A 25157-nucleotide genomic window follows, 5' to 3' on the forward strand; every position below is an offset into this window, starting at 1 on the left:
GTCAGTCGAGCACCTGCCCGTGCCGCGCCGGCACGTCTGACAGGGCGGTCTCGTCTTCGGTCTGGTGGACGCCGGCCGCGACCACCAGAGTGGCCGCCATCATGGCCACCGCCGCGACGAGGGCCGTCCGCAGGCGGCGTCGCGGCGGGGCGGGCACCGGTTCCGGTTCCCGCTCCGGCTCGGGTGGCAGGTTCAGGTCCAATCGGGTGCGGGCGGTGTTCCACGCCGTGGCCGCCTGTTCGTCCAGGCCGCAACCGAGGACGAACGCGGTGACCGCCTCCCGCCGGGGCAGCGTGCCGCGTTTGAGCATCCCGGCCGCGGTCGAGTAGGGCAGATGGTGGCCGGCCCGCTGCGCGTGGAGCTGGATGTCGCGGTAACTGCGTCCAGACCAGGCTTTGAGCCGCCGCAGCATGGCCACGAACTCGGCGTCGGAGCGGGCGTCGGCGGGGTCGGGACGGGCCGGCAGGCCTTCCGGGCTGATGCTCATAACCTGGCAGTACAACGGAGCCGCACGGATCCGCACAAGCCGGAACGGCACATTCCTTGCTCACGGGCCGGGGGAGCGGCCAGCGTCGATCACATGATCTCCACCTGGTTCCACGCCGCTCTGGCCGGCGTGCTGTTGTCCTCCGCCCCGGTCCATCCACGGATCGAGTCCTTCCTCGACCGGACGGTGCCGCCGGGGCCCGGCGGCACCGTGGCGGTGGCCCGCCACGGCGAGCTCGTCCACTGCGCCGGGTTCGGCCTGGCCGATCGGGAGAACGGGACCCCGGCCGGATGCGACACCGCCTACGACGTCATGTCGATCACCAAGCAGTTCACCGCGGCCGCGATCATGAAGCTGCAGATGACGGGCAGGCTGCGGACGACCGACCGGATCTCCGTCCACCTCGGACCGGTGCCGGCCGACAAACGCCGGATCACGGTACGCCACCTGCTGACGCACACCTCCGGGCTGGGCGACCTCGGCGACGACTACGAGCCGGTCTCCCGCGACACCATGACGCGGCGCGCGCTGGCGTCGCGGCTGCGGTCGGCGCCGGGGGCCGAGTTCCACTACTCCAACGTGGGCTACAGCCTGCTGGCCGCCGTCGTCGAGCGGGCGTCGGGCCGTTCGTACGAACGTTTCCTGGCCGAGCACCTGTTCGCCCCCGCCGGCATGACGAGCACCGGATACGTGCTGCCCCGCTGGGCGGCCGGCCAGATCGCGATCGAGTACGACCGGCGGGGCAACAGACGGGGACGGCCGACCGAGCACCCCTGGGCGGCGGACGGCCCCCACTGGTACCTGAGGGGGAACGGCGGCATGCTCTCCACCGCCCGCGACATGTACCGCTGGCACCGGGCGCTGGAGGGGAACCGGATCCTGTCCCGCCGGGCCAAGGCGGAGATGTTCGCCCCGCGTGTGCTCGTCGACCGGAAGGCGAAGCTCCACTACGGCTATGGCTGGGGCGTGTTCCCGCGCACCGAGTACGGCCGGGTCGTCGAACACGACGGCGGCAACGACTGGTCGTACGGCGACTTCGCCCGGTTCCTCGACAAGGGCGTGATGGTGTTCTGGATCACCAACCAGGCGTACCTGGAAGGGAAGTGGAACCTGGAGGACCTCAACGGCACGATCACGCCCGGACTCCTCCGCGCCCTGTGACGCCAGTGTGACGATCAGCCGACACCGATCATCTGGTGTTCTGGCTCGATCACGGCCACGACACGTTCCTGCTCCCGGCCGTAGGGCCGGCCGGTGTACTTCTCGGCCAGCCGATCGATGATCTCCCAGCCCGCGTCGCCGTCGATCCACTCGACGACCCGCCCCCGGATGACGACCGGCTCGAAGGGGTTGTCGGCGGGCGCGATCGACAACGCGACCCGGGGATCGCGGCGCAGGTTGCGCGCCTTGCGCGAGTGGGGGCCGGTGAAGAAGACGACGCGGTCGCCGTGGGCGCCGACGAAGAGGGGCACGTTGTGCGGCGCGCCGTCCGGCAGGACGGTGGCGAGGTGCGCGATCGAGGCGCCGTCGAGGACGCGGCGCACGCCGGGGTCGAGGGCGGTCATCGGGTCACCTCGTAACGCAGGTGGGTCACGCCGGGCGCCGGAACGGCTTCCAGCAGGTTCAGCCGTACGTGTTCCGGGAGTTCCCGGAAGAACCGGCGGCCGCCGCCGAGCAGGATCGGCACCTGGTGCAGGACCACCTCGTCGACCAGCCCCGCCTTCAGCGCCTCGGTCGCCGCGCCGCCGCCCATGACGAAGACGTCCTTTCCCGCGGCGGCCCGGCGGGCGGCGGCGACCGCGTCGTGGACGCCGGTGGTGACGAGGGTCTGCCGGTCGGTGATCTCCGGCGCGGCCCGGTGGCTCAGCAGGACCAGCGCGGCCGTCGGGTGGGGGCTGCCGCCGCCGAAGTGCTCGGAGTCCTCGTAGGTGTTGCGGCCCACCACGGCCGCGCCCACCCGCCCGGCGAGGGCGTCGAAGACGCGGGCGCTGGGCCCGCTGAGCTTGAAGCCGCCGAACACCCGGCTGGGCGTGTCGCCGTCGAAGTACCAGTCGAACAGCGACGTGCCGTCGCCCAGCCCGCGCCCGGCGCCCGGGTCGCGTCCGGTGATGTATCCGTCGACCGACACGGCGTGGGCCGTGATGACCTTGCTCATCTGGGGGGATCCTTTCGGGGTTCCTTGAGGAGACTCCATTACCGTAACACCTGAAGTTCCTTGAGGGAACCCCGAAGGCTAGAATGAGCCCATGCAACGCACCCAGTTCGGGGAGATGGCCTGCTCCATCGCGCGCACCCTCGACGTCATCGGAGAGCCCTGGTCGCCGCTGATCCTGCGCGACGTCTGGGTCGGCCTGAACCGCTTCGACCAGCTCCAGGCCGACCTCGGGATCTCCCGCAAAGTGCTGACAGAACGGCTCGGCCACCTCGTCGAACAGGGCGTGCTCGAACGCCACCCCTACGACAACCGGCCGCGCTACGAATACCGCCTCACGGCCAAGGGCGCCGAGCTGGTCGACCTGCTCATGGTCATGACCGCGTGGGGCGACAAGTGGCTGGCCGGCGAGGCGGGCCCGCCGGTGCTCTACCGCCATCACGCGTGCGGCGAGATCAGCGGCGTCGACCTGCGCTGCGCCCACTGCGGCGAGCCGATGCACGCCGGCGACGTCGACCTGCTGCCGGGGCCCGGCTCGGCCGCGTGAGCGGCCGTCACCGGCCCGGCGGCGCGGTGAACCGGCCGGCGGCCTCTCCTTCGAGGTGACCCGGGGGCAGGCGACGCCCGCAGACCACCAGCAGCAGGTCCTGGGCGCGGCCGGTGACCGGCGATCCGCTGCCGAGCGTCCAGTCGAGGTCGTCGGCCCGCAACCGGACGCCGGTGAGATCCGCGCCGAAGAAGGCGATGTTCCTCGGCGCCATCCCGGCGAAGACCATCGCGATCCGATCCGGCGGCACCACCCTGCCCAGCCCGAGGGCGACCGTGACGTCCAGGCCGTGGATGACGTCGTGCGACAACGCGCCGACCGCCCCGCCGCCGGGTGGCCGCCACGGATGCGCGACGTTGGCGCGCAGCACCGCCAGGAGCTCCGCGCCGCTCATCCGGCCCGCGTCGCGGCGGGCGAGCCGGTCGGCCATCCGGTTGACGTTCCCACCGGCTCTGACCAGTTCCACGACCGTCCGCCCGGCCGACCGCCGGAACGGCGCCGTCGTGTGGGCCACGACCTCCCGGACCCGCCACCCGTCGCAGAGCGTCGGCGCGTCCCACTGCTCGGGTGTGAGCCCGGCGAGCAGGTCGGCCAGCTCGCCGCGCTCCGCCCGCACCGCCGCCCGCGCGGCCTCGTCGGTCACTTCTCCGTACGTCACGTCGCCTCCGTATGTTGGGGTCTCCCACGACATACGGACCGGAGGCCGAGAACTCATCGGCCGGCCGTAAGGTCGAGGTCGTGGATCGTCTGGAACGGCACCGGACCGAGCTCACCGGCTACTGCTACCGGATGCTGGGTTCCGGCTTCGAGGCCGAGGACGCGGTGCAGGAGACGCTCGTCCGGGCCTGGCGGGCCTACGAGAGTTACGACGAACGGCGCGGAACGTTGCGCGTCTGGCTCTACCGCATCGCCACCAACGTCTGCGTCGACATGCTCCGCAGCGCCCAGCGCCGCGCCCTCGCCATCGACCTCGGCCCCGCCTCGCAGGCCGGCGCCGCTCTGGGCCCGCCGGTCGCCGACGAACGGTGGATCCACCCGATCGCCGACGCCCGCGCCCTGCCCGAAGACCTGGCCGTGCGGCGCGAGACGATCCGCCTGGCGTTCGTCGCCGCCCTCCAGCACCTCCCGGCCCGGCAGCGCGCGGCGCTGATCCTCCGCGACGTCCTGTGCTGGACGGCCAGGGAGACCGCCGACCTGCTCGACACCACCGTGGCCTCGGTCAACAGCGCGCTGCAGCGGGCCAGGGCGACGCTCAGGGCCAACGCCCCCGCCCTCGACGCGGGCCACCGGCCCGACGATGCCGCCCGGCGCGACCTGCTCGACCGCTACTGCGCGGCGTTCGAACGCCACGACATCGACACCCTGGTCTCCCTCCTGCACGAGGACGTCACGATGTCGATGCCGCCGTTCGCCTGGTGGCTGCGCGGCCGCGAGCAGATCCGCCTGGCCATGAGCGACCCGGCGGCGTCGTGCGCGGGGGCGCGGTTGTGGCCGGTCGCGGCGAACGGATCACCGGCCTTCTGGCAGACCCGCCCCGCCCACGACGGCGGCCACCACCCGTTCGCGCTGATCGTGCTCGACGTGGCCGACGGCGGGATCGCCGACATCGTCACCTTTCTGGGCGCGGAGCGGCTGGCCGGCCTCTTTCCGCCGATGACTTTCGACGTCCACGGAAAGAGCGCCTGATCGAGGCCCAGGTTCGGCGGTGTCGACGGTGAGGGTGAGGCCGGGTTCAGCAGGTGGGCAGGTTCGGCGTCGTCCAGCCGGAGGGCGCGGGCGAGGGCTCCATGACGGCGGGGGAGACGCCGGGGAGGTTTCCACGTTCGAGTTCGGCGTAGTACTCCACGCTCATGTCGCCCAAGGCGGCGACCTCCCTGCGGCGCAGTCCCGGCACCCGGCGCCGCGAAACTCCCCGGGGGTGATCTTCGTGCGCCGCGAGGTCGGGAACTCGACGCCACGTGCTCCGGTACACCCTTCGCCCGTGCCTGGTTACGTGCGCTGACCAGCGGTTACGTAGATGACGTGGCGGTCCGCCCCTTATCGAGTAAAGGAATCTCCTCATGCGCGGAGCAGTGATCCACGCCCCCGGCGACATCCGTTTCGAGACCCTGGACGATCCCAGGATCCTTCATCCCACCGACGCGATCATCCGCACCGCGGTGACCTGCGTGTGCGGCTCGGACCTGTGGCCCTACCGCGGCGCCGAGCCGACCGACGCGCCGCATCCGATGGGCCACGAGTACGTCGGCTTCGTGGAGGAGGTCGGATCGCAGGTGACCGCGGTGAAGCCGGGGCAGTTCGTCATCGGGTCGTTCGCCACCTCGGACAACACCTGCGCCAACTGCCGCAACGGCTTCCCGTCCAACTGCCTGAACCGCGAGTTCATGAGCACCTGCCAGGCCGATTACGTCCGCATCCCCAACGCCCAGGGCACGCTGGTGGCCACCGACGGCGTACCCGGTGAGGAGTTCTGGCCGGGGCTGCTGGCCGTCTCGGACGTGATGGGCACCGGCTGGTGGGCCGCCGACGCCGCCGAGGTCAAGCCCGGCTCCACCGCCGTGGTCGTCGGTGACGGCGCGGTCGGCCTGTGCGCGGTGATCGCGGCCAAGCAGATGGGCGCCGAGCGGATCATCGCCATGTCCCGGCACGAGCCGCGGCAGGCACTGGCCCGCGAGTTCGGCGCGACCGACATCGTCACCGAGCGCGGCGAGCAGGGCGCGGCCCAGATCAAGGAGCTGACCGCCGGGATCGGCGCCGACAGTGTGCTGGAGTGCGTCGGCACCCCCGAGGCGATGCGGCAGGCCCTGCGCTCGGCGCGGCCGGGCGGCAACGTCGGCTTCGTCGGCGTCCCGCACGACGTCGCTATCGACGGGCAGGAGCTGTTCTTCTCCCACGTCGGCCTGCGCGGCGGCCCCGCCCCCGTGCGCCGTTACCTTCCCGACCTGATCGAGCGGGTGCTGACCGGCGCCATCGACCCGGGCAAGGTCTTCGACCTCACCCTTCCCCTGGACCAGGTCGCCGAAGGCTACAAGGCCATGGACGAACGCCGCGCCATCAAGACCCTCCTGAAGCCCTGACCCGCGCACCCGACCGAAGGGATCGGCCTGTGCCAGCGCCGGGGCGGGCCGGTCGAGGTCATCCGGCCCGGAGACCGCGTCCTGTCCGAGGCCGACGAGGAGCACTGGCGCGGCGCCGCCCCCAACCGGCTGATGGTCCCCCTGGCCATCGACGAGAGCGACGCCGACCACGACGTCGTGCACTTGCCGAACGCCGACCACCTCGGTGGCGGGCCGCTGATCACAGCCAGATCGTCGCGAGCCAGATCTCGGCCGCCGCCAGCACGATCAACGTGATGTTCAGACCGGTCTCCCTGACCTCACCCCGCGACAGATGCAGCCCGGTGGCCAGCACCTGGAGCACCGCGAACCCCACCGCGGCGGCCAGCGCCAGGCCCGGCAGGATCCCGGTGACCGGGGGAAGGACGAGCCCGGCGGCCCCCAGCACCTCCAGGACGCCGATCATCCGGACCATCGGCATCGGCACGGTGTCCACCCAGCCCATCATGGGCTGGAGCCGCTCCTTACTCTGGACGATCTTCTTGCCGCCGGCATAGAGGTAGAACAGGCCCAGCAGTCCGGCGATGATCCAGTAGGCGACGGTCATGGCGTTCCTCTCAATGGTTGCGCCCGCCCATGATGGGGGACCGCCGGATGCCGTACAAAAGGAACATCAGTGTGCGTGGGTAACAGGAGTGGCCGTGTCGCAGAACGAGAAGACGTGTCTGATCAGGGGAGACGCCGGCAGGACGATCCGCGCGATTCTCGACCGCATCGGCAACAAGTGGACCCTGCTGATCGTCGCGACCCTCCACGGGAGCCGGATGCGCTTCACCGAGTTGCAGCAGCACATCCCCGGCATATCGCAACGCATGTTGTCGCTGAGCCTGCGCCACCTGGAACGCGACGGGCTCATCTCCCGCACCGCCCACGCCGAGGTGCCACCCCGGGTGGAGTACGAACTCACGCCGATGGGCCGGACCCTCATCGTCCCGGCGATCACCCTCGCCGAGTGGGCGGTGGAGCACAACCCGGACATCGAACGCAGCCAGACGGCGTACGACACCCGTGAAGACCGGAAATAGGGCAACCGGCCCATTCGTTTCGGCCACGGACCGGCGGGCAGCCGTGGCAGATGCCCATTCGACGGTTTCCCATCCTTGACGACACCCTGGCCATGCTGGCCGGGGGCTACGCCTGGTTGCCGGCCATGCTCCGCCGCGCGAGCGGCGCCCCGGCGCACACCCGGGTGATGGGGCGGCCCGCCGTCGCCCTCCGCGGCCCGGAGGCCGCGCGGTTCTTCTACGACGAACGCCACGTCAAGCGCGCCGGAGCCCTCCCGGAGCCGATCCGGGCCACGCTGACCGGCAAGGGCACCGTGCACAGCCTCGACGGCCCCGCCCATCGTGCCCGCAAGGCGATGTTCCTGTCGCTGCTGGCCGACCCCGGCCACGTCGCCGACCTGGTGCGGCAGGCGGCCGAGAGCTGGGACGAACGAGCCGCCGGCTGGCCGGCCCGACCACGTGTCGTGCTGTTCGACGAGGCGAGCCGCGCCCTCACGGCGGGTGTGTGCGCCTGGGCGGGGCTCCCCGTCAAGGAGGTCGACGACCTCGCCGCCGACATGGTGGCGCTGGTCGACGGGTTCGGCTCGGCCGGCGCCCGCCACTGGAAGGCCCGGCGGGTCCGTCTCCGTCGTGAGGCGTGGCTGGCCGATCTCCTGGCCCACGACGACGGCGCGTCGGCGGGTCTGCTCGCCCGCCACGTCACCGGCCATCGCGACGCCGACGGCGAGCCCTTGAACCCGAGGGCCGCCGCCGTCGAGATGCTCAACGTCATCCGCCCGACCGTCGCGGTCGCCTGGTACGTGACCTTCGCCGCGCACGCGCTGCACCGCTGGCCGGAGAACCGGGCCCGGCTGCGCGACGGCGACCCCGCGTTCGCCGAGGCGTTCGCGCAGGAGGTGCGGCGTTTCTACCCGTTCGCGCCCTACGTCGGCGGCCGGGCCGTGGGGGATCTGACCTGGCGCGGCGAGCCCATCCCGGAGGGCGCGATGATCCTCCTGGACGTCTACGGCCAGCATCACGACGAGGCCCGGTGGGAGCGCCCCTACTCCTTCCGCCCCGGCCGTTTCCTCGACGCGGGCGTCGGCCGCGACGACCTGATCCCCCAGGGAGGCGGCGACCCCCACACCGGCCACCGCTGCCCCGGGGAGGCGGTCACGGTCGGGCTGCTGCGCGAGTTGTCCGTCCGGCTGGCGCGGCTGCGCTACTCGGTGCCCCCGCAGGACCTCCGCATCCCCCTGCGCCGTATCCCGACCCTCCCGCGCAGCGGCTTCGTCATCACCGGCGTGCGCCCATCCGCCGTGGAGACTCCGGATGAAAGCGCCGCCCGGGTCGCGAACGGCAACCCAGGCATCGCCCTTGGCCACCTCGGATCTGCCGACGCCCAGCGGCACTAACGAACCCGAGAAGTGACCTCTGTGCGCCGTTTCCCGCCTCACTGAGGGAGAGGGAAAAAGAAACTTTTGCCGGGGAGTGGTCCTCGGGACAATAGTTTCAACGACTACCGGAACTCCCATTTTGGTCATGGTTTGAGGCGACTTTAGGGGCGCATGGTTGCCATCGTCCGCCGGGCGGTCGATACGTTTGAGCTAAGGTAGCGCTTTTTCCGTCGTGTATCTCATCACTTCGGAGCCATTCGCCAATCGCAGTCAACCGACCTGCGGGAGGATATTGTGACCGCGAACGCGACCATTCGGCAGATCTGGTGTCTGCGTCATGCCACCGGTACGGACTTCGGCGTCGTCGAGAGCCTGACCGGCCTGGTGCCGGAGAAGCTGCTGAGCGATCTGAACGGCGAAACGCTGGCGGGCTTCATCAAGGGCCTTCCAAATGTGGTGGCGGCCATCGACGGCGCCCGATCAGATCCCGACAACCTCTTCGTCACCACCTCCACTTCGGGTGATCTGAACGACTCCATCTGGCCGCCCGGAAATGAGACCGTGGACATGCAGGCCGATCAGACCCAGGCACCTGGAATCGTGGTGCCGGTGGACTTCTCGCAAAACATCTCGCTCTGGGATCACGACTTCTCCGACAACGACCTGCTGGGGTCGATCACCATCTTCGAATCAGAGCAGGGCACGGGAGACATCGCCAAACTCGCCAAGTCGGAAGTCGAAAGCTCCTATTACTACGTCACCTACTCGGTCGAATAATTCGACCGAGGGGAAAGGGGTGGTTCGATGGGCCTGCTTAACATCACCGTTCCAAACATTCGCGCTTACGATTTCGGCGTCGGGGTGGACCGGCTGTCGGGAGCACCGATGACCCGGGCAGTGACCGCGACGCAGACGCCGCCCGAAGCCTCGGCCGGCCGCACGATGTCTTTTGAGGTCACCCGGATCGAGTCGAGCGAGGAACTGGAAAGGAAGCTCGGGATCGATATCGAGGCGTCGGCCGGATGCGCTTCCTTCGGCGCGGGAGCGTCGGCACGCTTCAGTTTCATGAAGGACAGCAAGGTTCATTCATCCTGTCTTTTCATGACCATCACCAGCGTCGTCCGCTTGGCCGATCTGAGCATCGACCAGCCGACCCTCACCTCTGAGGCTGCCGCGGCGACAGCCCGCCCGGACGTGTTCCGCGCCCGATACGGCGATATGTTCTGCCGGGCCTGCGCCCGGGGCGGCATCTTCGTCGGGGTGTTGCGAATCGACACGCGGGACAGCTCCGAGGCGACAACGCTCTCAGCCGAGTTGTCAGGTTCGTACGGGCTGTTCTCCTCCGAAGCCAAGGTCAGCTTCAACGAGACCCTTGCCAAGCATCAGGCGCAGTCGTTCTACAGGCTCTACACCGAGGGAGGACCACAACTGAACATCCGCAATCCGTTCGACCCGGCCGAACTGCTGGAGTTGGCGAATCTCTGGCAGAAGGGCATGCAGGACGATCCGAACTGCAGTGTTCCCTATGAGTGGACGCTATCGGCGCTCACCATCGCGGAGGGCCCGATGCCCCTGAACGCGGCGCAACTCCAGCAGGCGCAAGATGTGCTGCAGTTCTGCGCGCGCGAGCGAACCGATCTGCTCGACAGGCTCAACGCGTGCGAGTGGGTGAACGATCACGCCGACCGGTACGACTGGACGGGCGGAATCACCCAGGACCAGTTGCGTCAAGTCTCTCAGGCCGCTCAGGTCGATCTCGACCTGGTGGCGCAGTGCGCAAGTGCGGCGATCGACGATCCCGGCGGGGCCACCATGCCGGCCGAGTTCGCCGCGAGCCGCTCGAAGGTCTATCCGTCGGCGGCAGTGGTGGCGCTGCCGCAGCCGAAGCCTGGGACTCCCCGGGAACGGCAGATCGAACTCCCCGACATGGTCGGTAAGTCGTTCGCCACGGCGCGCGCACTGCTCGCGCAAAGAGGGCTGCAGTCCCAATACTCGGCGCCGACCGAGATCACACAGAACGGTCAGGTTCTCGTCGGCAGCATCGTCGGCATGGATCCGCCGGCCAAGTCCATGGTCGCCGCGAGCACGGTGGTGACCCTCGAAATCGGCGACTACAGGGAGAAGACGCTCGTGAAGAGACTCGGCAAGTCCCCGTCCGGATGAATCAGATTCGACACGGTCCCGTCTCACGTCATCGTCAGGAGGCACAGTGCATACCAACGAATTGACCGGCGAACCTGCGCTGTGGGCCTCGCTCATCAGCAGCGGCCTGCAGCTCCTGGCCGCCTTCTGGTTGCCATTGACGGAGGCACAGGTGGCTGTCATCAACGCGGCTGTCCTTGCCGGTGCGGGCGTGTACGTGGCGTTGGCGACGAGGTCGACGGACAACGGAGGCTCCATTAAGGGAGCCATCCTCGGACTCACGCAGGCGGCGATCTCGCTGGCAGTGACGTTCGGCTGGCAGGTCGATCCCACCCAGACAGCGGCGCTGATGGCGTTCGTCGGCCTTGCGGTAGCCGTGCTGATCCGGCAGACGTCGGTGCCCAAGAGCGCTGCTGCGGCCACATACAGCGCGCCGACCTCCGCTCTGCCGGAGCCCACTCCACCAGGAGGTTGATGGATCCTCATCCACCCCATGAGCGAGGTGGATCTCGACGGGAACCGAACGGCCGATGGATCGAGAACATCGGCCGTTCTTTCAGCCGTGCCTCAGCCGTACAGTGATCGCGGTTTCTGGCGAACTCTTCGAATCCTTCTGCCTGTGCCGTTCAGCCGAGCAGAAAGGGGGGCGGTTGCTAGACGGTCGGGACATGCGTCTTCATCTGCGCCGGCCGGGGGACGTCTTGTGCTTCACCCGCGTGGCGGCCTGCTGCGTGACCTGCTTCATCGGCCGGTATTCACTGGGGCTGTGCCGGCGGTGGAAAGATCTACCGGATGATCGTCAGCTCTTCCCGATGGCCGCAGGGGCGCTCCGCAGTGGACATCTGGGCCGTCTGGGATCTCACGGACCCGAGCGGAGCTTGAAGACGACGGTGCGGGTCACGGGGCTACAGGCATACCCCCGCCCGAGGTCACCGCAAGCCGCCTGTCCGTGCCCGGGAAACCGGCTGGAGCAGACGATCCGCCCCAGCCGGCACCTTCTCAGGCTTCGCAGCCGCTTTCTGTCTCGGCGCTGCAGGTGTCGAACCCGCCCACCCCGTTGGCGACGTCCACCCCGCCGTTACCGATCAGGGTGTCGTTTCCGGTGCCGCCGTTGAGCCCGTCCCGGCCTGACCCCCCGTTCAGGGTGTCTCTCCCGGCGCCGCCCAGAACGGACGACTGCAACGATGTCTTGTTGGTGACCGTGTCATTGCCCCCGAGCATGGTCGCGTCGATGAACTGGACGTTCGTCGAGCACGAGGCCACGGTCGCCCCCTGGGGGATGCACCCGGCGCCCGGGGTGATCCCCGAGTCGGAGTCGACCGTGAGCAGCCCGAACTGGAACTCGATCCTGACGGTCTCTCCGGCGGACGTCCCGACGATGAACAGCGTTCTGCCGCTGACATGGACGGATGCGGCCGAAGCGGCGTTCGCCGGGGCCGCGGTCGCGAGCCCGGCGACGATGATCGCCAGCGCGGTGAGAAGACGTTGTACTACTGGCAGGCCGACCATGTCGGTGAACCCTTTCATAGGACATTGTGTACGGTTAAATAGCCTGGAGGTTGGCCGGACATGCTGTCAAGTCAATACGGAAGGCCGCCCCGCCGGCCGCGCTGAACCACGGGGCGTCCGCCGACGTCGGAGGCAAGGGTAAGGACCCCGATCGTGAACCCCGGCCCGGCTGTGTGCCATGCAGGGGATGCGGCACTTGTTCGCCGCCCCGGACTCGGGCAAGGACAAGATGAATGGGCACATCAGGAAGCGCAAGCGACGCGGCGAGTTAGTGCAGCCTGATCCGCCGCTACATCACCTGGCGCAACCGCGACACCGGCGACCCCCGCCTGCGAAAGATCGTCAACAGGGCAAACGTGGCCTGACGCGGCACTAGCTATCGCCCAAATTCGCTTGACAGTGCGTCTGGTGAAACTTGTACTCTTTTCACAGTACACAGTGTCTTTCGAAAAGGGGTCACCGACATGGCTCACCGCACCACCCGGTCGCACGACCACGACGTCGTGGTCGTTGGCGCCGGACCGGCCGGCCTGGTGGCCGCCGCGCAACTGGCCCGCTACGGCCTGGACGTGCTCGTACTGGACAAGCGGGCCGGGGTGTCCGCGCTGCCCCGGGCTGTGGGGGTGACCGTCCGGCAGATGGAGATCTTCCGCGGCTGGGGGTTGGAGGAGGAGTTGCGGGCCGGGACCGACGAGGTCGACTTCGCCCTGCTGCAGACCCGCACCGTCGCCGAGGCCGGGGACGGCACCCGGGTGCCGATCAACGTGCCCGACCTGGCGCAGAGCTCCGTGGTCAGCCCGACGGCCTCTGCCCGGGTGCCGCAGGACCACCTTGAGCAGGTGCTCGCCGACTACTTGGCCCGGGTGAGCGGACGTCCGGTCCGCCGGGGCGCTGAGGTCGTCGGGATCGGCCAGGACGAGGGGGGCGTGCGGCTCTCGGTCCGGGGCGCCGGCAGCCGCGGCAGCGAGGTGGTCGAAGAGCTCAGCGCGGCGTACGTCGTCGCGGCGGACGGCGCCCACAGCCCGACCCGCGAGCGTCTGGGCATCGAGTCCGTGGGGGCGGATGGGCTGATGCGCGGAATCAGCGCCGAGTTCCGTGCCCCGCTGTGGCCCGTCCTCGGCCCGCACCGCTACGCGCTCTACTCGATCAGCCTTCCGGAGGGCGCCGGCGTGCTCATCCCTTCCGGCGGCGGTACCCGGTGGCAGTTCGGCGTGGTCCTCGGGCCGGACGACGACGTGGAAGCGCTCGCGCAGCCCGAGGCCCTCGCGGGTCGGATCCGGCTCGCTTCGGGTGTGCCCGATCTGGCCGTCGAGATCGTGCGGCAAAGCGCCTTCACGGCCGACGCCAAGCTGTCGACGGCCTTCTCCTCCGGCCGCGTGTTCCTGGCCGGCGACGCCGCACACCGGGTCACGCCGCGGGGCGGCAACGGCCTGGCCATGGCGGTGCGCGACGGGATCGCGATCGGATGGCGCCTGGCGTGGGTTCTCCGAGGCTGGGCGCCGGCCCACTTCCTCGACACCTACGAGGCGGAGATGCGGCCGCTGGCGGCCCGCGACGTCGCCCGCGCCGCCGACCCGCAGGGACGCTGCCACGCCGTCCTCACCGAGCTCCTCCACGACCTCGGCGGGCGCCTCCAGCACGCCTGGGTCGCGCCGGGTGCGCCCGGCCGGTCACCGGTCTCGACGCTGGACCTGGTCGGCGACGGGCTGACCCTCTTCGCCGGCGACGACGACTCCGCCTGGCCGGCAGCCGCCGCCCGCCTCGAGCGCGGCGTGCCGGTCGACGTCGCGACGCTGCCCCCGGCCACCGCTCACGCGCTCGGCCTCCACGCCGGCGGCGCTCTGCTGGTGCGGCCGGACGCCGTCCCGATCGCCAGGTGGTACCGCGTGACCGACGTGCCTCGGGCGGTGGCCGAGCTCGAGCGCGCGATCGACGACGTCCTCGACGTCCTCGACCAGCGGGCCGCGACGGTGGCGGGTGCGGCATGACGACCCGTCCCGGCTCGCTCGACTCGCCGCGGTTCCCGCGCTCCTCGTGCTACCACCCCGACTGGATACGGTCGAACGTCAGCGGCGGAGCCCACTCGCTCTGGCTCACCGAGTGGCTGTCCGAGGTCGTCGACCTGCGGCCGGGCCTGCGGGTGCTCGACCTCGGCTGCGGGCGCGGCGCGTCTTCGGTGTTCCTCCGCCGCGAGTTCGGCGTCCAGGTGTGGTCGACCGACCTGTGGTTCAGCGTCGACGACCGCGCCCAGCGGATCCGGGACGCCGGCGTCGAGGACGGCGTCTTCCCGATCTACGCCGACGCGCGCGCCCTGCCGTTCGCCCGCGACTTCTTCGACGTCGTCGTCAGCGTCGACTCCTACGTCTACTACGGCACCGACGACCTCTACCTCGGCTACCTGGCCCGCCTGGTGAAGCCCGGCGGGCAGATCGGGATCGTCGGCGCCGGCGTGGTGCAGGAGACCCCGGTCGACCCGCCCCCGCACCTGCGGCGCTGGTGGGAGCCGAGCCTCGCCTGCCTGCACTCACCCCAGTGGTGGCACCACCACTGGTCGCGCAGCGGCATCGTCGACGTCGAGCGGGCCGACGCCATGGACGAGGGCTGGCGGCTCTGGCTGCAGTGGCAACACGCCGTGGCCCCCGGCAACGAGCCGGAGATCCAGGCGCTCGAGGCCGACCGGGGGCGCTACCTCGGCTACGTCCGCGTCATCGCGCGGCGACGCCACGACGTCGAGCTCGATGACCCCATCACCTCCGTCCCGGTCGTCTACCAGCGGCAGCCGTTGCTGGCCGGCGACTCGCCGACGGCGCGACGTCCCGTCACGCCCGTACCGGCTCCCGAGGAGAGAGCATGAGCAGCACCCCGTCGCCCACCACGGCCCTGGCAGGCGTCGCGATGCCGGCCCGGTAGCGGGTCGTGGACGCCTCGCGGAGCTCCCGGTGCGAGCTCTCCTCACCACCGGGCCGGTCATCGGCCCAGGCACGAACGGCGCCGCCGAACGTCGCGCTCGTGAAGTCGTTCGTCGCCGGCGGGGCTGAGCCGACAACCACTGAGAAAGGAACTGCGGTGAAACCACTGTTACGTCGCGTGGCTGCCGGCTGCGCGGCACTGCTCGGCCTGCTCGCTGCGGGCGCGCCCGCCGTGGCGGCGGGTCCCGAGCCGCCGGTTCCGGTGCTGCGCTGGATCGACTGCGGCGACGGTTTTCAATGCGCGGACGCTCGCGTGCCGCTGGACTACGACGACCCGCGCGGAGCGACGATCACCATCGCCCTGATCCGCAAGCCGGCCGCCGATCCCGCGCAGCGCGTCGGCTCGCTGTTCGAACTGCCCGGTGGTCCCGCACAGTCCGGTGTACGGGTGCTGCGCGACTCGCCGCCGCAACTGTTGGCGTTGTTGTCGCGCTTCGACGTGATCGGCTTCGACCAGCGGGGCACCGGCGCGAGCCGGCCCGCCGTCGACTGCGGTGCGACACCGCCGTCGTTCTTCGCCCGCCCTGACGCGGTCGACGCCGACGCGTATGCCGCCGCGGCCCGCGCCTACGGGCAGTCCTGCCTGCGCCACAACCCGGAAATTCTGCCGCACATGAGCACCGCGAACGTCGCCCGTGACGTCGATCTGCTGCGGCAGGCTGTCGGCGACCGCAAGCTCACCGCCATCGGCGCCTCGTACGGCACGGCCATCGGCGCCACATACGCCAGCATGTTTCCCGGCCGCGTCCGGGCGATGGTGCTCGCCAGCGCCGTCGACGTGCGAACCGGTCGCGACCATCCGGTCGACGACGGCGAGGAGCAGTCGGCGGCGTTCGAGGACGAACTCGACCGCTTCTTCGCCCGCTGCGCCGCCGCCGGAACCCGCTGCGGCTTCGGCGGCACCGATCCAGAGGACGCCTTCGACGAACTGCTGGCGCGGTTGGACCGCCGGCCGCTGCCCACCGGCGACCCGGCACACCCGCGGCTCACCGGGGACGACGTCCGCGAGGCGGCGCTGACCGCCATGTACAGCCCGCGGCGGTGGCGCGGCTTCGCCGCCGCACTCACCGCCACCACGGCCGGACAGCCGGCGACCATGCTCGACCTGCTGGCCGGCGGGGATGACTTCGGCTCCGACGACCAGCGGTTCGCGGTGCTCGCGGCCGACCAGCGATTCGCCCGCGGACCCGTGGCCGGCCACGTCCACGACAGCGTCCACGCGTACCGGATGTTCCCGCACTTCTGGTGGGTGAACGGGCTGGTCAACCTCAACCTCGCGCTATGGCCGGTCGAGGACGACGACACGTTCCGCGGCCGTTTCCACTATCCCGGCCAGGCCGCGCCGATCCTCGTCATCAGCAACACCCACGACCCGGCGACGCCGTACGCCGGCGCGCGGCAGCTCGTCGCCGACCTCGGCAACGCCCGGCTGCTCACCTACCAGGCCGACGGCCACGCGAGCCTCACGTCCGGCAACCCGTGCCTGGTCATCCCCGCCCTGGCCTACCTGACCGACGGCACGACCCTGCCACCCGTGGGCGCTACCTGCCGCGACGACACCGACCCGTTCGCGCCGTGACCGCACACGTCCAGCCCCGACCACCTGCCCACCCGCATACCGGCCGGCTACACCGGCCGCCGCAACAGAATCCGGAGATCCCGCTGTGATCGTCAAATGGATGGCGGCCTCGCCGGCCGCCGCCATACTCGCCCTTGCGCCCGCCGTACCGCCGCAGGCGTGGCCGTGGCAGTCCTCGGCCGCACCCCGCCGGGCTGCGGCCCGACCGGCGCCGTCAGTGGCCGCCGCTTCGACCATCCCGTTCATGCCGACCCTGATCCGAGCGATGCTCGGCCGCGGCGCTACCACCCAGCGCGATGCCGTGGCGCACCGGACCCTCGATGCGCATCCGCTCGACTGAGGGCCACAGACGCCTGGTTCATCGGGCGGGGACCACGGACGGCGACAGCACACCTGCCCCGCTGCCGTTCAGCCTTGTGGTGCTCTGCGGACCCCGGCCGACTGGATGTCAGGCGTCCGGCACACGGCGTGCTCGGCCATGTCCACCAGGATGTCGATCGCCTCGTCGACTGTGTGGCTGCGGCCGGTCACCAGCAGGTCGAGGCTCTCGAAGCTCGTCAGCACCCACAGTGCGTCGACCGCCTTGTCGACGGTGAGCCCTTCGCGCAGCTCACCCTCCCGTTCGAGGTGCTCGGCGAGGCTCTGCATGCCGGCCCGCCGGTCGGTCTCCATGTGGCGTACGGCGCCGCCGGCGGACTCGGGGTCCAGCCGGTCCATGGCGTGGAGCACGCGGTAGACCACCAGCTCCTGGCCCTTCATCCGGCTGGCCGCCCGGATGCCCTCACGCAGGTGGTCGCGCGCGTCGGCGGCGCTCACCGCCCCGCTGAGCTCGCCCAGACCGGTGCGCTCCCAGAGATCGACCACGAACGCGTCGAACAGGCCCGACCGTGAGCCGAAGTCGGTATAGATCGTCGACCTCGACACCTTGGCCAGTTCGGCCACCCGCCCCAGGCTGGGCTGCTCCGTCGGCGTCTCGCGCAGGCACTGGCCGACCGCGTCCAGGATCCGGCGCCTCGTCTCCTCCGCGGCCTCGGCGCGGAGGACCTGCTCGTACTTGCGGGGTGCCATTCCCCCATCATGTCATATTCATCCGACAAGCAGTCTACTCAACTCGCGTCTGGCGGGTCCGGGCGGTCGATACCCCCCAAGACCCGTCGGCATGGAGAGGAGGGATGGTGCGGGTTCACCGTCGACGCGGTCAGGTAGCGGCGGTCGTCGCGCGAGCTGTGGGCCTTGTCGGCCGGCACCCGGTCAGGCCGGCTACGGGGGCGGCCCCGCCCAGGTGTGGCACCCGGATGCCTTCCAAGACCGCCGCCGTGAACTGCGGGCTGTCACCCCGCTGCCCGGCCGTCAGCACGATCGACAGTGCTCTGCGGCTTGGTGCTCAGGCCGCCGCGGGAGCGCTCCAGTTCGTGATCGGCCGGCTCTTCCTGCGCACCGCCCGGCGACTCGATCTGCAGATCCCCCTTTTCCGCGCCCCGGGCGCGGGCGGCGTGCTGATGGGCCCGGCAGACGGTGGAGTCGACACGCACATCCCAGCCGATCAGCCCGTCCGCGTCCGCCCGAGCCCGCAGGGCGGTCAGGATCCGCTGCCGGATGCCGGCACGCCGCCAGCGCCGGAACACTTCTGAGACATGCCCTGACGCCCGTCATCGACGCCACTACCTGCTGTCACGGAGCCGTTACGCGCGAGATCAAGGCGGCGAGCGCGGCCGGCGCGGTGAGCGGCATCAGGTGGTCGGCGTTCTCGACGGTCTCGATGGTTGCCTGTGGCAGCAGCCCGGCGAGGTGCGCGACCAGCCGGTGCACCGGAGGCGGACTGTCCGCGCCCTGGACCAGCACGACCGGCTGGGCGACCGCGGGGTCGAACGTCCACGCGGCGAGCGCGGGAACCTCTCTGGTGAAGACCGGTCCGCTGCGGCTCGCCGCGTCGGCGACGACGTCCGCGCCCAGGACGTCCTCCATGATTTCGCGGTAGCGGGGCCCGCACACCAGGGGCATGAAGGCGTCGAACGCCGCCGCGTGGTCCCCGCGTGCGGTCGCGGCCATCGCCGCACCGATCGCGGGACCGAAGGCCGCGCGGAGATCGTCCACGTCAGACGGATCTGCCAGCGCGTCCACCAGCGGCGGTTCCAGCAGGCAGAGGGTACGCACGCAGGAAGGGGCGTCCACCGCGAGCTGGAGCGCGATCGCCGCGGCGGATGAGTGCGCCACCACGTGCGCGGGCGCACCGCCCAGCCGGTGCAGCAGTGTCGCCGCGTGCCGGGCGTGATCGGCGATGGTGAGGTCGTCCGGGACGGGGCCGCCGGTGTAGCCCGCGCGGACCAACCGCACTACGCGGTGGCCGCGCAGCTCGGAGGCCAGCGGTGTCATCCAGTCCGCGAGGAGGGCGCCGTGCATCAGCAGGAGCGGCTCACCGTCTCCGCCGGTGTCGGTGTATACGATCTCGGCGCCCTCGATCAGCGTCTTGGTCAGGGCGCTGCGAATGTCGGTCATGACGATTCCTTACGTTGCGGGGACTCTTGGAGCGTCGGCGAGCCGTCGCGGCGAAGCAGGCGGGCCCCGACCGCGGCGAAGCCGAGGCCCTGTGCAGCGGCGCCGGCGACCTCGAACCACTCGACACCGGAGGCGAGGCCGACGATGTGCGTCGGCGGCCAGATCATGATCGCGGCGGCGGCCCAGCGGGCGATCGACCGGGACCGCCATAGGGCGAGGCCGATCAGGAACGTTCCGACGAGGTTGCCGAGAACGAACAGCAGGAAAACCCAGATCCCGGCCGCATCCTCCTGGCGGGCGTCGATCACGCCGGCGAAGTCGGCCATCGGCCCGCCGACCCGCACCATCGCGATGGTGGTGAGATCGGTGAGCAGGACGGCGAGGTAGCAGGCGTATCCGGCGGCCCCCAGCGTGCCGCCGATGAACGACAGCTTCGCCGCACCCCGGCCGGCTACCCGGGCGGCGCCGAGCGTGGCGGGGATCATCAACAGCGCGCCGAGCATGCCGAACAAGACCACGTTGTGCAGCAGGGCGGGGTGCGCCGCGGCTGCGGCCAGCGCGTCGGCGCCGGTCTGGTCGCCGGCGCCGGCCGCCTGCGCCAGCGCCCATCCAGTGTTGCAGGCGACGATGAACCACGGAGCGAGGAATGCCGCCGCAGCGAGTCCGAACCGTCGCAGGCGGGTGTCATACCGGTCGTGCGGCGGGTACGTGGGCGGCGCGGGCAGAGATGTCCGGCCGACTGGCCGGGAGTCGCCGACGACGGCTTGCCCGTGCCCGCCCTCGCCGGGGGATGAGGCAGGAGTCATGATGAGTGTCCTATTTTCAGCGAACAGTCTGTCTGGTCAATTTATTCTGCATTTAGGACGACAGGGTGTCAATCGAAAATGTGATCAGGACGGGGCGCGTTGCTTGATCGACGCATGCTGTTCGCCGTGTCGCGGCAGGGCTTGTCACTCCCTCCTGGCCGGTGTCGTCGTCGGCGGCGTTCGTGCGGGGCCCGCCGCCTTGCGCCGGCCGCAGGACCATCACCACGCCGCCGGCGTGAAGGCGCCGCGCGTCCGCAGTGGGCACACCCGGCCCGCTCGCCGCCAGAGGAGACGGTCAGTCGTCGCCCAGGAGCGTGTGCATGCCGTCAAGCATGTCCTGAACCGGGATTGATGGAGATGTCGAAACCGGGGAGGAACACCAGCAATGCCCGCACCGAAGAAGTACGACGATGAGCCGCGTGAGCGTGCGACCCGGCCGGCCCCCCTATCCCGACCCTCTCGCGCAGCCGGACCGAGCCGGACGGGGCTCCGGCGTTCCCCGCCTGTAGCGCACTACAGGTCAAAGCTCGACAGGGGTCAGGAACAGACCGAGGAGGTGGGTGGGGGCCGAGGTGCTCACCGGCAGCCGCGACAGCACCTCCAGCAACTCCCGCTGCAGCACCTTCGCCTGCTGCGCGTCCAGCGCCAGGGGCGCCCAGTTGAACAGGACGGCCGGGGCGGCCTCGTTCAGCAACGTCGTCGGGTTCCAGTCGCCGTCGGCCGGCGTCATGTCGAGCCGCACCTGGTCACCCTCGCGGCGGCAGCGCACCACCCAGTCGAGCAGCCCGGCCCGCCCGGCCTGGCGGGCCAGCGCGGCCAGGAAGGCGGTCCGGGCGCCCTCGTCGACCAGGTCGAACAGGTGGTGGAGGTCGGCCTGGGGGAGCAGGCCCAGCGGGGCCCGGATCTCGGCCGCCGCGCGGTAGACGACGATCGCCCTGCCCTTGCGGGGCTGCCGGCCCACCGCCTCCAGCAGGCCCTTCGCCGACAGGGCGCGTACACGATAGGCCATCTGCTCCACCGTGACGCCCAGTTCGCGGGCCGCTTCGGCGGTGCCGCGCTCGCGGCCCATGAAGGGCTCCAGGAAGCGGCGTTCGTCGGGGCGCAGCAGGATGTGGGCGGCCGCGGCGGTGGTCAGGGTCTGCCGGGAGCTACTCGACGGCCCAGGTTCCATTTCGAGGAGGTTAGCAGCGAAGGTCCGCCCATGACCCGATTCCGCCTCCCCATGGCGATCTTCCTGCACCTGTTCCCCGGTGCTCTGCTCTTCGCCTTCGCCGCTCTGGCCGGTCCGCTGCTCGACCGTCCCGTGCGGGCGCTGCCGGCCGGTGTCCTGCTGATCGTGGTGCCCGTCGAGCTCGGTCTGGTTCTGTACGCCTTCCGCCGCGGCCTCCCCCGGATCCGCGCACCGCGCCAGGCCGGCCGGATCTTCGCGATCTCCCTCGCGGCCTCGCTCGTCGGGGGCGCGGCGGTGTCGTGGCTGGAGCCGCTCCTGCGCGAGACCGGCTTCGCATGGTCGCTCGCGGCGGCCCCCGGCCACCTCGACGCCGTCACCGTGGCGTTGTGGGTCGCGGGGCCGGTGCTGGCCGGGCCGATCGCGGAGGAGATCTACTTCCGCGGCTGGTTGCAGCCCCGCACGCCGGGCGGGCCGGTCGTCTCGTGCGCGCTGTTCGCGGTGTACCACCTCTGGCAGCCGTACGCGTGGCTGACCGTGTTCGTGGTGGCCCTGCCGCTCGCCTGGGCCCGGACCAGGGGCGGGGTCGTGGTGCCGATCCTGGTCCATTGCACGATGAACGCCCTCACCTTCGCCGCGCTCGCCTGGGGCGCCCTCCAGAGGTGATGATTCATAGCCGAATGTCCGTTTTCTGGCCCGTCAATCGGTAAGGACCGATAAGGGGAGGTGTCTGGTCACGGGGGTGATCAGCATGGGCTGGTGGCATCGCCGCTCGATCCGCATCCGCCTGGCCGCGGTGGCGGGTGCCGTCATGGCGCTGCTGTGCACCGCCATGGCCGCCTTCATCGTGGTCATGGTCCGGCAGACGGCGATCGACCACCGGACCGAACAGCTCTTCGCCAGCGCCGTGAACATCGGCGCCCAACTGCGCCGGCAGGTGCCCGACCTGAGCGAGAGGAACCCCGGGCAGCCGGTCCAGGTGTTCGACCCGCACGGAACCATGGTCGCGGCCACCCCCACGGTCGCGGACAACCCGCCGATGACGAGGCTGCACCCCGATCCCGACGCCTACGCCACCACCACCACCTGCGACACCAGGGTGTTCCCCGGCGGGTGCATGATCGTGCTCGCCTACCCCGTCCACCGGGAAGACGGCGTCTGGCAGCTCAACGTGGCCGCCCCCGCCCTCCCCTGGTACGTCGGCCCGCAGTTGATCATCCCGATCGCCGTCACCTGGATCCTGCTGCCCGCGGCCGCCGCCGTCGGCAGCTACCGGATCGTGGGCAAGACCCTGCAGCCGGTGAGCGCCATCACCGCCACCCTCGCCAAGATCACCTCAAGCGACCTGCGGCACCGGGTGCCCGTGCCGAAGTACCACGACGAACTGCGGGACCTGGCCGAGACCGCCAACCGCACCCTCGACCGCACCCAATCGGCGGTCGAGAAGCAACTCCGCTTCGCCTCCGACGCCTCCCACGACCTGCGCAGCCCCCTGACCGCCATCCAGACCCGGCTCGAAGAGGCCATGATGGACCCGCAGGAGGCCGACTGGGCCCAGACCGGCGAGGCGCTGCTCGACAGCGTCGACCGCATGCAGGCCCTGATCGGCGACCTCCTGCAGGTCGCCCGCCTGGACGCCGGCGTCTGCCGCCGCCGTGAGCCGATCGACCTGGCCGACCTGGTGACCGGCGAACTGAACCACCGCCAGGCCAAGACCGAGGTGTGCGCGTGCCTCGCGCCGGGCGTGACGGTGGAGGGCTCGCGGATCGAACTGGCCAGACTGCTCAACAACCTCCTGGACAACGCCGAACGCCACGCCACCTCCACCGTCACCCTCACGTTGACGCGGAACGACGACGAGGCGGTGCTGGAGGTGGCCGACGACGGCGAAGGCATCGCCCCCGAGCAGCGGGAGGCCGTCTTCCAGCGGTTCACCCGCCTGGAGGCCTCCCGCACCAGGGACCCCGGCGGCACCGGCCTCGGGTTGCCGATCGCCCGCCAGCTCGCCCAGTCCCACGGCGGCGCCCTGACCGTCGAAGACGGCGACCGCGGCGCGCGGTTCGTGTTGCGCCTGCCCGCCTCGCCACCCCCGGACTGAGCACGTCCGAAGGACGAAACGGTCTAGCTCCCGGTTCCCCGCCCCGTTCCTCCGGCCAGTACCCGCCGAGGATCCCGGATGACGGTCGCCGCCGCCCGGCCCAGCCGGCCGATCGACGTCGGCCTCGCGGCGGGGTGCGCCGCGCCGTCGATGACCTGGCGGGACACCTCGGGCGCGGGGGCGACCGCCGGGGCGCTCCCGAGATGGGGGAGACGCAGCACGAACCGCGCGCCCCGGTCGCTGTCCTCGACGGTCAGGGTGCCCTGGTGCGCGTGGGCGATCTCCCTGGCGATGGCCAGGCCCAGCCCGGTTCCTCCGGCGTCCCGGTCGCGGCCCGCCTCCAGGCGGGTGAAGCGCTCGAAGACCCGTTCACGATCCTCGGCGGCGATGCCCGCGCCGTCGTCCAGGACCTCCAGGACGGCAGTGCCCTCCTCGGCGCGGACGGTGACGGTGATCTGGGACGCCGTGTGCCGTTCGGCGTTGTCGAGCAGGTTGACCAGGACCCGGGAGATGCGCAGCCGGTCGATGTCGACGCAGACGCCCGGCTGGAGGCGCCGGACGATCTTCGCGCGATGAGGGCGCTGGTCGAGTTCGGCCTCGGCCAGTCTGCCCAGGTCGGTCGGCTCGCCGCTGAGGGGCGCGCCCGCGTCCAGCTTGGCCAGGGCCAGGAGGTCGGTCACGATCGCCTGGAGCCGGTCCACCCCCGTCAGCACGGTGGTGGCCACCGTCGGCCAGTCGACCTCGTCGGGGTAGGCCAGCGCCTCGTCCAGTTGCAGGCGCATGGAGGTGATCGGGCTGCGCAGGTCGTGGGAGGCGTCGGAGGTGAAGCGGCGCAGCCGCTCGTAGGCGCCCTCCAGGCGGTCGAGGGTGCCGTTCACCGTCTCGGCCAGGACCTGCACCTCTTCGTAGGTGTCGTAGGTGCCCGGCACCGGGACCCGGTGTTCGAGCTGGGCGGCGGTGATGTCGGCCAGTTGCCGCTGGATCGCGACGACCGGCTTCACGGCCTTGGTGATGTCCCGGAACACCCAGCCGGTGACCGCGATCGTCATCAGCAGGGACGTGCCGATCGCCAGGAACACCGCGGTGGAGCTGCCGTACCAGGGGATCGTGGGGGTCGCCACGAGCAGCGACCAGATCCCGTCCGGCTGGTAGACGTTGATCGACGTCACGGTCCGGCAATCCGCCAACCCGGCGGGCGGGCACAGGACCCGGGTGGTGCTCAGCTTGTTGTCGCTGGGGTGGAAGGTCGCCATGGGCGGTTGGCCGACCAGTTGACCGCTGGCCGAGACCACCTTGTCGTGGGCGTCCAAGACCTGGACCGCCTCACCGTTGGTGTCCGGCAGCACCGACGGCAACCGCCCCTGCTGGATCAGGGACTCGACGCTGTTCCAGGTCGACAGGCCATGTTGCAGCGCGTTGTCGCCTTCTTTGCCGCCGACGTACTTGAGGAAGAGGAAACTCAGCCCCAGGCACATGAGCACCATGAGCACACCGGTGGCGATTGTCCTGCGTGTCCGGAACGACGGCCGCCGCCTGCCCATGGAACCTCCCCTCGCCGGCAATTGTCTCTATGGGCAAGGAACCCCGATGACCAGCCAAAACTTCCCGCGAAAAGGCAAAGTTCCGCGTGGACGGATAAAGAGGGCATGGCCGTTGGTTCAAGCCGCCGGAGAGACGGGACCAACGCCCGGTGAAACGACGCCCCGCC

Annotated in this window: 28 protein-coding genes; 15 read left to right on the forward strand and 13 right to left on the reverse strand. The window is 70.7% G+C overall.

All coding sequences use genetic code 11. From position 1 onward, the window contains the following. Position 1: 1 nt before the first annotated feature. Positions 2-487 carry a hypothetical protein gene (locus AW273_RS32300; RefSeq protein WP_062356680.1) on the reverse strand — a complete coding sequence of 162 codons (486 nt, stop codon included), beginning with the start codon at positions 485-487 and terminating at the stop codon, positions 2-4. 93 nt (positions 488-580) lie between these two features. On the opposite strand from AW273_RS32300, the gene AW273_RS32305 reads away from it, so the two are divergent. Beyond that, positions 581-1648, forward strand: a complete 1068-nt coding sequence (locus AW273_RS32305) for a serine hydrolase domain-containing protein (RefSeq protein WP_062356683.1) — start codon at positions 581-583, stop codon at positions 1646-1648. A gap of 14 nt (positions 1649-1662) precedes the next feature. Here AW273_RS32305 and AW273_RS32310 read toward each other — a convergent pair whose 3' ends face one another. Both AW273_RS32310 and AW273_RS32315 read right to left on the reverse strand, forming a co-directional pair. Continuing rightward, positions 1663-2052: a PPOX class F420-dependent oxidoreductase gene (locus AW273_RS32310; protein WP_062356686.1), complete on the reverse strand. Its 390-nt coding sequence runs from the start codon at positions 2050-2052 to the stop codon at positions 1663-1665. Continuing rightward, on the reverse strand, positions 2049-2642 hold the full coding sequence (locus AW273_RS32315) for a dihydrofolate reductase family protein (protein ID WP_062356689.1): 594 nt from the start codon (positions 2640-2642) through the stop codon (positions 2049-2051). Before AW273_RS32315 ends, AW273_RS32310 begins: the two co-directional genes overlap by 4 nt. Positions 2643-2733: 91 nt before the next feature. On the opposite strand from AW273_RS32315, the gene AW273_RS32320 reads away from it, so the two are divergent. Next, the gene (locus tag AW273_RS32320) at positions 2734-3186 is read left to right on the forward strand and encodes a winged helix-turn-helix transcriptional regulator (RefSeq protein ID WP_062356692.1); all 453 of its coding nucleotides are present in this window, start codon (positions 2734-2736) and stop codon (positions 3184-3186) included. A gap of 7 nt (positions 3187-3193) precedes the next feature. On the opposite strand, the gene AW273_RS32325 is transcribed toward AW273_RS32320, so the two are convergent. Continuing rightward, positions 3194-3844, reverse strand: a complete 651-nt coding sequence (locus tag AW273_RS32325) for a maleylpyruvate isomerase family mycothiol-dependent enzyme (RefSeq protein ID WP_232327707.1) — start codon at positions 3842-3844, stop codon at positions 3194-3196. Positions 3845-3855: 11 nt separating this feature from the next. On the opposite strand from AW273_RS32325, the gene AW273_RS32330 reads away from it, so the two are divergent. After that, on the forward strand, positions 3856-4872 hold the full coding sequence (locus tag AW273_RS32330) for a sigma-70 family RNA polymerase sigma factor (RefSeq protein ID WP_083950219.1): 1017 nt from the start codon (positions 3856-3858) through the stop codon (positions 4870-4872). 46 nt (positions 4873-4918) lie between these two features. Here AW273_RS32330 and AW273_RS36730 read toward each other — a convergent pair whose 3' ends face one another. Further along, on the reverse strand, positions 4919-5080 hold the full coding sequence (locus AW273_RS36730; RefSeq protein ID WP_232327708.1) for a helix-turn-helix domain-containing protein: 162 nt from the start codon (positions 5078-5080) through the stop codon (positions 4919-4921). 166 nt (positions 5081-5246) lie between these two features. Here AW273_RS36730 and AW273_RS32335 point away from each other — a divergent pair, with 166 nt between their 5' ends. After that, positions 5247-6263: a zinc-dependent alcohol dehydrogenase family protein gene (locus AW273_RS32335; RefSeq protein WP_062356705.1), complete on the forward strand. Its 1017-nt coding sequence runs from the start codon at positions 5247-5249 to the stop codon at positions 6261-6263. Between the two features lie 220 nt (positions 6264-6483). Here the strand turns inward: AW273_RS32335 and AW273_RS32340 are convergent, their stop codons facing one another. After that, positions 6484-6849: a DoxX family protein gene (locus tag AW273_RS32340; protein WP_062356708.1), complete on the reverse strand. Its 366-nt coding sequence runs from the start codon at positions 6847-6849 to the stop codon at positions 6484-6486. A gap of 94 nt (positions 6850-6943) precedes the next feature. Between AW273_RS32340 and AW273_RS32345 the strand changes: the two genes are divergently transcribed. The 5 genes from AW273_RS32345 (at position 6944) to AW273_RS32365 (ending at position 11299) form a co-directional block, all read left to right on the forward strand. Beyond that, the gene (locus tag AW273_RS32345; RefSeq protein WP_062356829.1) at positions 6944-7327 is read left to right on the forward strand and encodes a winged helix-turn-helix transcriptional regulator; all 384 of its coding nucleotides are present in this window, start codon (positions 6944-6946) and stop codon (positions 7325-7327) included. Positions 7328-7377: 50 nt separating this feature from the next. Continuing rightward, on the forward strand, positions 7378-8700 hold the full coding sequence (locus AW273_RS32350) for a cytochrome P450 (protein ID WP_083950211.1): 1323 nt from the start codon (positions 7378-7380) through the stop codon (positions 8698-8700). Between the two features lie 276 nt (positions 8701-8976). Continuing rightward, positions 8977-9459, forward strand: coding sequence for a hypothetical protein (locus AW273_RS32355; protein ID WP_062356711.1), 483 nt, complete (start codon positions 8977-8979; stop codon positions 9457-9459). A 27-nt stretch (positions 9460-9486) separates the two neighbouring features. Continuing rightward, positions 9487-10845 carry a PASTA domain-containing protein gene (locus AW273_RS32360; RefSeq protein ID WP_062356714.1) on the forward strand — a complete coding sequence of 453 codons (1359 nt, stop codon included), beginning with the start codon at positions 9487-9489 and terminating at the stop codon, positions 10843-10845. A gap of 46 nt (positions 10846-10891) precedes the next feature. Further along, positions 10892-11299 (forward strand): hypothetical protein, encoded by a 408-nt coding sequence (locus AW273_RS32365; protein WP_062356716.1) that lies wholly within the window; start codon positions 10892-10894, stop codon positions 11297-11299. Between the two features lie 524 nt (positions 11300-11823). On the opposite strand, the gene AW273_RS38250 is transcribed toward AW273_RS32365, so the two are convergent. Then, positions 11824-12351, reverse strand: a complete 528-nt coding sequence (locus AW273_RS38250) for a calcium-binding protein (protein WP_198168474.1) — start codon at positions 12349-12351, stop codon at positions 11824-11826. Between the two features lie 446 nt (positions 12352-12797). On the opposite strand from AW273_RS38250, the gene AW273_RS32375 reads away from it, so the two are divergent. Both AW273_RS32375 and AW273_RS32380 read left to right on the forward strand, forming a co-directional pair. Continuing rightward, positions 12798-14321, forward strand: coding sequence for an FAD-dependent monooxygenase (locus tag AW273_RS32375; RefSeq protein WP_062356721.1), 1524 nt, complete (start codon positions 12798-12800; stop codon positions 14319-14321). Further along, the gene (locus tag AW273_RS32380) at positions 14318-15187 is read left to right on the forward strand and encodes an SAM-dependent methyltransferase (protein WP_063910186.1); all 870 of its coding nucleotides are present in this window, start codon (positions 14318-14320) and stop codon (positions 15185-15187) included. The genes AW273_RS32375 and AW273_RS32380 overlap by 4 nt, the downstream gene beginning before the upstream one ends. On the opposite strand, the gene AW273_RS38255 is transcribed toward AW273_RS32380, so the two are convergent. Next, complete coding sequence (locus AW273_RS38255; protein WP_062356724.1) at positions 15153-15383, reverse strand: hypothetical protein; 231 nt, start codon at positions 15381-15383, stop codon at positions 15153-15155. The genes AW273_RS32380 and AW273_RS38255 overlap by 35 nt on opposite strands. Before the next feature lie 37 nt (positions 15384-15420). Between AW273_RS38255 and AW273_RS32390 the strand changes: the two genes are divergently transcribed. Beyond that, the gene (locus AW273_RS32390; RefSeq protein ID WP_198168475.1) at positions 15421-16881 is read left to right on the forward strand and encodes an alpha/beta hydrolase; all 1461 of its coding nucleotides are present in this window, start codon (positions 15421-15423) and stop codon (positions 16879-16881) included. Between the two features lie 408 nt (positions 16882-17289). Here AW273_RS32390 and AW273_RS32400 read toward each other — a convergent pair whose 3' ends face one another. Next, positions 17290-17949, reverse strand: a complete 660-nt coding sequence (locus tag AW273_RS32400; protein WP_062356732.1) for a TetR/AcrR family transcriptional regulator — start codon at positions 17947-17949, stop codon at positions 17290-17292. Between the two features lie 227 nt (positions 17950-18176). Here AW273_RS32400 and AW273_RS39520 point away from each other — a divergent pair, with 227 nt between their 5' ends. Continuing rightward, positions 18177-18512: a hypothetical protein gene (locus AW273_RS39520; protein ID WP_157556392.1), complete on the forward strand. Its 336-nt coding sequence runs from the start codon at positions 18177-18179 to the stop codon at positions 18510-18512. Positions 18513-18552: 40 nt separating this feature from the next. Here AW273_RS39520 and AW273_RS32410 read toward each other — a convergent pair whose 3' ends face one another. The 3 genes from AW273_RS32410 to AW273_RS32420 all read right to left on the reverse strand — a co-directional run bounded on the left by AW273_RS32410 (position 18553) and on the right by AW273_RS32420 (position 21354). After that, positions 18553-19377 carry an alpha/beta fold hydrolase gene (locus tag AW273_RS32410; RefSeq protein WP_062356737.1) on the reverse strand — a complete coding sequence of 275 codons (825 nt, stop codon included), beginning with the start codon at positions 19375-19377 and terminating at the stop codon, positions 18553-18555. Then, positions 19374-20183 carry a hypothetical protein gene (locus tag AW273_RS32415; RefSeq protein ID WP_062356740.1) on the reverse strand — a complete coding sequence of 270 codons (810 nt, stop codon included), beginning with the start codon at positions 20181-20183 and terminating at the stop codon, positions 19374-19376. Before AW273_RS32415 ends, AW273_RS32410 begins: the two co-directional genes overlap by 4 nt. 520 nt (positions 20184-20703) lie before the next feature. Continuing rightward, positions 20704-21354: a hypothetical protein gene (locus AW273_RS32420; RefSeq protein WP_062356742.1), complete on the reverse strand. Its 651-nt coding sequence runs from the start codon at positions 21352-21354 to the stop codon at positions 20704-20706. Positions 21355-21384: 30 nt separating this feature from the next. On the opposite strand from AW273_RS32420, the gene AW273_RS32425 reads away from it, so the two are divergent. Beyond that, positions 21385-22017: a CPBP family intramembrane glutamic endopeptidase gene (locus tag AW273_RS32425; protein WP_062356745.1), complete on the forward strand. Its 633-nt coding sequence runs from the start codon at positions 21385-21387 to the stop codon at positions 22015-22017. 85 nt (positions 22018-22102) lie between these two features. Further along, positions 22103-23449: a HAMP domain-containing sensor histidine kinase gene (locus tag AW273_RS32430; protein WP_063910191.1), complete on the forward strand. Its 1347-nt coding sequence runs from the start codon at positions 22103-22105 to the stop codon at positions 23447-23449. Positions 23450-23472: 23 nt separating this feature from the next. Here the strand turns inward: AW273_RS32430 and AW273_RS32435 are convergent, their stop codons facing one another. Further along, entirely contained in the window at positions 23473-24990 is a 1518-nt protein-coding gene (locus AW273_RS32435; protein WP_083950213.1) for a sensor histidine kinase, read from the reverse strand. Between the last annotated feature and the right edge of the window lie 167 nt (positions 24991-25157).

The organism is Herbidospora yilanensis (assembly GCF_001570565.1).
In the GTDB taxonomy this organism is placed as follows: domain Bacteria; phylum Actinomycetota; class Actinomycetes; order Streptosporangiales; family Streptosporangiaceae; genus Herbidospora; species Herbidospora yilanensis.

What these genes read in the sequence shown, in the direction of transcription:
- AW273_RS32380 (WP_063910186.1), top strand. Translation starts at nt 14,318, where the DNA reads ATGACGACCCGTCCCGGCTCGCTCGACTCGCCGCGGTTCCCGCGCTCC.
- AW273_RS32375 (WP_062356721.1), top strand. Translation starts at nt 12,798, where the DNA reads ATGGCTCACCGCACCACCCGGTCGCACGACCACGACGTCGTGGTCGTT.
- AW273_RS32425 (WP_062356745.1), top strand. Translation starts at nt 21,385, where the DNA reads ATGACCCGATTCCGCCTCCCCATGGCGATCTTCCTGCACCTGTTCCCC.
- AW273_RS32330 (WP_083950219.1), top strand. Translation starts at nt 3,856, where the DNA reads ATGTTGGGGTCTCCCACGACATACGGACCGGAGGCCGAGAACTCATCG.
- AW273_RS32350 (WP_083950211.1), top strand. Translation starts at nt 7,378, where the DNA reads ATGCCCATTCGACGGTTTCCCATCCTTGACGACACCCTGGCCATGCTG.
- AW273_RS32310 (WP_062356686.1), bottom strand. Translation starts at nt 2,052, where the DNA reads ATGACCGCCCTCGACCCCGGCGTGCGCCGCGTCCTCGACGGCGCCTCG.
- AW273_RS32430 (WP_063910191.1), top strand. Translation starts at nt 22,103, where the DNA reads ATGGGCTGGTGGCATCGCCGCTCGATCCGCATCCGCCTGGCCGCGGTG.
- AW273_RS32420 (WP_062356742.1), bottom strand. Translation starts at nt 21,354, where the DNA reads ATGGAACCTGGGCCGTCGAGTAGCTCCCGGCAGACCCTGACCACCGCC.
- AW273_RS32320 (WP_062356692.1), top strand. Translation starts at nt 2,734, where the DNA reads ATGCAACGCACCCAGTTCGGGGAGATGGCCTGCTCCATCGCGCGCACC.
- AW273_RS32305 (WP_062356683.1), top strand. Translation starts at nt 581, where the DNA reads ATGATCTCCACCTGGTTCCACGCCGCTCTGGCCGGCGTGCTGTTGTCC.
- AW273_RS32415 (WP_062356740.1), bottom strand. Translation starts at nt 20,183, where the DNA reads ATGACTCCTGCCTCATCCCCCGGCGAGGGCGGGCACGGGCAAGCCGTC.
- AW273_RS38250 (WP_198168474.1), bottom strand. Translation starts at nt 12,351, where the DNA reads ATGAAAGGGTTCACCGACATGGTCGGCCTGCCAGTAGTACAACGTCTT.
- AW273_RS32340 (WP_062356708.1), bottom strand. Translation starts at nt 6,849, where the DNA reads ATGACCGTCGCCTACTGGATCATCGCCGGACTGCTGGGCCTGTTCTAC.
- AW273_RS32335 (WP_062356705.1), top strand. Translation starts at nt 5,247, where the DNA reads ATGCGCGGAGCAGTGATCCACGCCCCCGGCGACATCCGTTTCGAGACC.
- AW273_RS39520 (WP_157556392.1), top strand. Translation starts at nt 18,177, where the DNA reads ATGCCTTCCAAGACCGCCGCCGTGAACTGCGGGCTGTCACCCCGCTGC.
- AW273_RS32435 (WP_083950213.1), bottom strand. Translation starts at nt 24,990, where the DNA reads ATGGGCAGGCGGCGGCCGTCGTTCCGGACACGCAGGACAATCGCCACC.
- AW273_RS32400 (WP_062356732.1), bottom strand. Translation starts at nt 17,949, where the DNA reads ATGGCACCCCGCAAGTACGAGCAGGTCCTCCGCGCCGAGGCCGCGGAG.
- AW273_RS32360 (WP_062356714.1), top strand. Translation starts at nt 9,487, where the DNA reads ATGGGCCTGCTTAACATCACCGTTCCAAACATTCGCGCTTACGATTTC.
- AW273_RS32410 (WP_062356737.1), bottom strand. Translation starts at nt 19,377, where the DNA reads ATGACCGACATTCGCAGCGCCCTGACCAAGACGCTGATCGAGGGCGCC.
- AW273_RS32300 (WP_062356680.1), bottom strand. Translation starts at nt 487, where the DNA reads ATGAGCATCAGCCCGGAAGGCCTGCCGGCCCGTCCCGACCCCGCCGAC.
- AW273_RS32315 (WP_062356689.1), bottom strand. Translation starts at nt 2,642, where the DNA reads ATGAGCAAGGTCATCACGGCCCACGCCGTGTCGGTCGACGGATACATC.